2 protein-coding genes are annotated in these 5695 nt (G+C 68.7%); both read right to left on the bottom strand.

Annotated features, from left to right (window positions below; all coding sequences use genetic code 11):
- Nucleotides 1-378: 378 nt before the first annotated feature.
- Nucleotides 379-3843: a methionine synthase gene (metH, locus tag VF665_RS16110; RefSeq protein WP_331054465.1), complete on the bottom strand. Its 3465-nt coding sequence runs from the start codon at nucleotides 3841-3843 to the stop codon at nucleotides 379-381.
- A gap of 839 nt (nucleotides 3844-4682) precedes the next feature.
- The gene (locus VF665_RS16105) at nucleotides 4683-5456 is read right to left on the bottom strand and encodes a TMEM175 family protein (protein ID WP_331054464.1); all 774 of its coding nucleotides are present in this window, start codon (nucleotides 5454-5456) and stop codon (nucleotides 4683-4685) included.
- Nucleotides 5457-5695: the final 239 nt, after the last annotated feature.

Below are 5695 nucleotides of genomic sequence, written 5' to 3'. Positions count from 1 at the left end.
CTCGCCACCCTCTCCCACGAACAGATGTGGGAGAGGGGGCACACCCCAACTACGCCCTCCCCCGACCCCTCCCCGTGCAAACAGCCGCACGGAGAGGGGAGACAGCAACGACGGTGCGCTTCGAACGGTGCCGGGCGTGCGGAGAGGCCCCCTCTCCCCGGCCCTCTCCCCCGCTGTCGCGGGAGAAAGGGAGACCTCAGCGCAGGCCGGCGTTCGGCACTGACGACTGGCCCCGCGCCGGACCAGCCTCACAGCAGTATCGTAAGGCTTTCAGCCGTTGTTGCGGCGACTTCAGTCGCTCAACGGCCCCACTCTCGTACTTTCGTACTCTCGCACTCTCGTACTTCAGTTCCGCACTCCGCACTCCGCACTTGCCGTTCACGTCGCGAAATACTTCGCCGCCGGATGGTGCACCACCAGCGCCGCGGTCGACTGCTCGGGATCCAGCTGGTACCCGGCCGTCAGCCCCACGCCGATGGTTTCCTTGATGGGGAGCACCTTGAACAGCACCTCGTGCTGCTCCACGTCCGGGCACGCCGGGTACCCCCACGAGTACCGCAGCCCGCGCGGCTCCCCGATCCCCAGCTCCTGGCGAATGCGGCGGTTGATGAACTCCGCCGCGCCCTCCGCCGTCTGCACGCTGAAGCCGTGCAGAAAGTACCCCTCCGAGTAGTCGCCGCCCTTGGTGCGGCGCTCGATGAACTCCGCCGCGCGGTCGCCGCTGGTCACCACCTGAAGCGGCAGCACGTCCCGCGGCCCTTCCCCGTCCAGCGGGCGGAAGTAGTCCGCCAGGCACAGCTCCTCGCGGTCCTCCTGCCGGGGAAAGGTGAAGCGCCCGATCTCCGTCGCGCGGTCCGACGGGTCGAACACCACCACGTCGTCCCCGTCGCGCCCCGCGGGAAAGTAGCCGTAGATGCCCCGCGGGCGCAGCCACGCCTGCGTGCGCGCCTCGCGGGTGTAGCGCGCCAGCCGCGGCTCGAAGTCCTCGCGAACAATGCGCTCCCACTCCTCGCCCTTGAGGTTGCGGGCACCCCACTGCATGCGGTACAGCGTGTTGCGGTCAATGCACTCCACCACCTCGTCCACCGGGATGTGGTCCAGCACCTTCCATCCCCAGAACGGCGGGGTGGGCACGTCCGCCGGGGCCACCGCGGGGTTTTCGCGGCTTCCCGGGCGCATCCCCTTGGCCGACGCCTTGCGCGCCTCGTACTCCGCCGTGCGCCGCAGCATCTCGGCGTTGTGCTGCTCAATGAAGGCGGCGCCGTCGTCGGCCATCAGGCGGTCCATGGTCGCCAGCCCCTCGAACGCGTCCTTGCAGTAGAACATCCCCGACGGGTAGGGCTGCGCCTCCGCCACCATCGCCGCGCTGCGCACGAAGCTGGGGTTGATGGCCGCGCCGCCCACCAGGATGGGATACTTCAGCCCCCGCCGGTGCAGCTCCTGCGCGCACAGCGGCATCTGCTTGCTGGTGCTGACCAGGAGCGCGGACAGGCCGATGGCGTCGGCGCCCACTTCCTCCGCCTTTTCCAAGATGGTGTTCACCGGCACCTGCTTGCCCAGATCGAACACCGTGTAGCCGTTGTTGGTGAGGATGGTGTTCACCAGGCTCTTGCCGATGTCGTGCACGTCGCCGTACACGGTGGCCAGCACCACCTTGCCCTTGGTCTGCCCCTCCGCCTTTTCCAGGTAGTTCTCCAGCCGCGCCACCGCCTTCTTCATCACCTCCGCGCTCTGCAGCACGAAGGGAAGGATCAGCTCGCCGGCGCCGAACTTGTCGCCCACTTCCTTCATGGCCGGGAGCAGCACCTCGTTCAGCACGGGAACGGCGCCCAGCTTTTCCACCGCGCGGTCGATCCACTCCTCCACCCCGTCCTTCTTGCGGTGCAGGATCTTCCAGTGCAGCGCCTCCTCCGGCGTCATGGTCGCCGTGGGATCCACCGAGGTGTTTTCCGCCTCGCCCGAGCGGCCCTCGTAAAAGGCGATGAAGTCGGCCAGCGGGTCCTTGTCCGCCGTGCGGCGGTCAAAGATCAGGTCGTCCGCCAGCCTGCGCTCCTCCTCCGGGATCTCGAAGTACGGCGTGACGTGCGACGGGTTGATGATCCCCGTGTCCAGCCCCGCGTTCACGCAGTGGTGCAGGAACACGGAGTTCAGCACCGCGCGCGCGGCGGGGGACAGGCCGAAGCTCACGTTGCTCACGCCCAGCGTGGTGAGCACGCCGGGAAGCTCGCGCTTGATGGCGCGGATGCCCTCGATCGTCTCCGCCGCAGAGGTGCGGAACTCCTCGTCGCCCGTGGCGAGCGTGAACGTCAGCGCGTCAAAGATCAGCGCGTCCGGCTGCAGCCCGTACTCGTGGACGGCGATGTCGTGGATCTTGCGGGCGGCCTGCAGCTTGGTTTCCGCCGTCTTGCACATCCCGCCCAGGTCACGGTCGATGGTCAGGGCGATGACCGCCGCGCCGTGCGCCGCCACCAGGGGAAGCACGGCGTCAATGCGCTCGCGCCCGTTCTCCAGGTTGATGGAGTTCACCAGCGCGCGCCCGGGGCTCTGCTCCAGCGCCACGCGGATCACGTCGGCCTCGGTGCTGTCGATGCAGAGCGGCGCCTCCACCCCCTGCGACAGCAGCTTGACCACGCTGCGCATCTGGTCGCCCTCGTCCTGCCGCTCGGTGAGCGCCACGCACACGTCCAGCACGTGCGCGCCGTTCTCCGTCTGCTCGCGCGCCACTTCCAGCACGCCGTCGTAGTCGTCGGCCAGCAGCAGGCGCTTGACCTTGCGGCTCCCCTGCGCGTTCACCCGCTCGCCGATCATCGTCGGCGCGGGGACCTGGATGAGGTCCGTGGCGCGGATGCCGCTGCTCAGGCGCGGCACGTACTCCACGTTCCGCGGCTTGAGCTCCACCGTGGACAGGCGGCCCACCAGCTCGCGGATGTGCTCCGGTGTAGTGCCGCAGCACCCGCCCACCACGCGCACGCCGTGCTCGCGAACGAATTCCTCCAGCTGGTCCGCAAAGGGAACGGACTCCAGCGGATACACCGCGCAGCCGCCCTCGTTGTGGGGGATGCCCGCGTTGGGAATGCAGCTGATGGGCAGGCGCGAGTGTTCGCCCAGGTAGCGGATGGCCTGCCGCATGTGCTCGGGGCCGGTGCTGCAGTTGAGGCCGATGACGTCGGCTCGCAGCGACTCCAGCGTGACCATGGCCGCGCCGATGTCGGTGCCCAGCAGCATGCGGCCGCTGGTGTCCAGCGTCACCTGCACCTGCAGCGCCACGGGGCGGCCGGACTCGGCGATGGCCTGGCGGCAGCCGAAGACGGCGGCCTTGACCTCCAGGATGTCCTGCGAGGTCTCGATAAGCAGCACGTCGGCGCCGCCCTCGATGAGCGCGGCGCCCTGCTCGGCGAACACGGGCACCAGCTCGCCGAAGGTGATGTTGCCCAGCGTGGGGTCCGAGGCGGAGGGCAGAAACCCGGACGGGCCGATGGAGCCGGCCACGAAGCGCGGCTTGCCGTCTTCCGCGGCAAAGCGGTCGGCCACGCCGCGGGCCAGGCGCGCGGCGGCCACGTTGATCTCGCGCACGCGGTCCTGCAGGCCGTACTCGCGCAGGGTCAGGCGGTTGGAGCGAAAGGTGTCCGTCTCCAGCACGTCCGCGCCCGCGGCCAGGAACGACGCGTGAATTTCGCCAATGACGTCGGGCCGGGTAATGACCAGGTAGTCGTTGCACCCTTCCAGCGCCGCGCCGCCGAAGTCTTCCGCGGTGAGGTCGTAGCGCTGCACGCTGGTGCCCATGGCCCCGTCAAAGACGAGGACGCGTTCATCCAGCGCGGCGAGATAGGGCGAGCGTTCCATCGGTACCGTTCCGTGCATGTATACGAAAAATCCCCGCGACTCTGAAAAGGAGAGTGCGGGGATACGCAGGCGGCCACAGGCCAAACCATCCCGACTCTTTAGCGTTTTTTAGCGAGGTCGCAAGCGGTCGCGCAAATCATCCTCGGCACGCGGGTGCGTGCGGCGGTCAATCTACCATCATCCCGAATTCGCGCAAGTGCGCGCGGCAGACCATCCTGTGTACACGCATCGCCCTCCGCGGTTCACCCGCCTGGGGGAGGGTTGGTGGGGCTGCGGATTCCGGATGGGGGTGGCCGGGCTTCCGCGCCGCCGGTCTGCTGAGCGGCTGAAGCCGCCGCAACCACAGCTGAAAGCCTCACGATACTGCCGTGAGGCTGCACTTGCGCGGGGGCGGGGTCCGGCGCGGGGAGCAGGCAGGGCTGAGCGAATGAATTCGCCGCAACAACGACGGAAAGTCCCCGAAACAGACGGGGGGACTTCACCTGCACGCGGCGACGGTTGCCGATGCAGGTCGCCCTCTCGTGTGGCTGTTTGCGGGGCGAGGGGCCTTCGAGGCCGGCGGTGCGGTGCCCAAGCACCCGCCGCGCCGACCGGCTCTCCCTCTCGCGCGGAGCGGCTGGAGGGGGTTGCGGGAGGGGGCCTCTCCGCACGCATCTGGATCCGGCCAAACGCGCCGGACCGGGGTGTGCTCCCTCTCCCACGTCTGTTTGTGGGAGAGGGTCGTCGTGCGCAGCACGCGGGGTGAGGGCCGCGAGGCGTCGGGCGCGAACGGTGACTCGCCCGCGCCCCAGCAGGAGCGACGGCAGCGGACGCGAACGGTGACTCCTCCATCCGGCGCGTCAGCCGAGCGCGAGACGCCCGTCCGCTGCGAGCCTGGACACGAGGCGGTTGCGGGCGCGGCCGGCCACCATGCCGTTGATCCACATGACCGGCCCGATGAGCCAGTACGCGCACCCGGCCAGCATGGGCCCGAGCATTCCCCCGAACAGCGCCAGCAGAATGGAAAGCACGCCGACGCTCACGTTCAGCGCGCTTTCGCGCACGTTGCCCACCGTGTCGAACACCTCCACCTCGGTGAGTTCCAGCGTTTCGCGGCAGCGCAGCGCGTGCAGGTGCAGCAGCGCGAACACCGCGAACACGGCGATGTAGCCGGCGCTGAACACCACCATCAGCATGGGCCACTGCCCGTTCTGCAGCACCGGAACGTCGCCCCCGCCGGGCTGGATCAGCCACGGCCGCTCCCCCGTCGCCATGGCCACCACCAGCCCGAACACGAATTTGAGCGGGTACACAAAAAACAGGACCACGAACAGGAGCACGCCGTTAAGCACCGTGGTGACGCCGTCGTTCAGCCCGTAGCGGCGAAAGAAGCGGTGCTGGTGCCACCACACCAGGAACAGCAGCGCGAAGCAGGCGGCAAAGGCCACGAATCCGCGCATGACGTTGAACAGTTCCGTCGCGGTCTGCGGCACTTCCAGCGACACCACCAGCAGCGTGATGGCGAATCCGAATACCGCGTCGCTGAGCGCCTCCAGCCGCGAAACGTCGGTGCCGCGCAGGCGAAAGCCGTCCTTGCCTGCACTGTGGGTCTGCATGATCAGCGACCGGATCATCGGCGGCCCTTTCCGAATCTGGGGGAGGATCCGCGGCCGGCGGTCGCCGGGGCGAGGGCGAGGGAAGCCGGCTTCAGCAACGCGGCGGGATAGCAGGAGAGGGCTGAACCAGGATCGTGCGGGAACCGGCAGGGTCCCAAACTACCGGCGCCCACCGAACCCGGTCAACCGCCCCAAGCCCCGTCCCCGCCCCGATCCACCTGTTCCCCATCCCTGTTCCCTATTCCCTGTTCCCTGTT

This window comes from Longimicrobium sp. (genome assembly GCF_036387355.1).
Classification (GTDB): Bacteria; Gemmatimonadota; Gemmatimonadetes; order Longimicrobiales; family Longimicrobiaceae; genus Longimicrobium.
The sequence above is the reverse complement of the archived record's forward strand: the minus strand, read 5'-3'. Positions and strand labels throughout refer to the sequence as shown.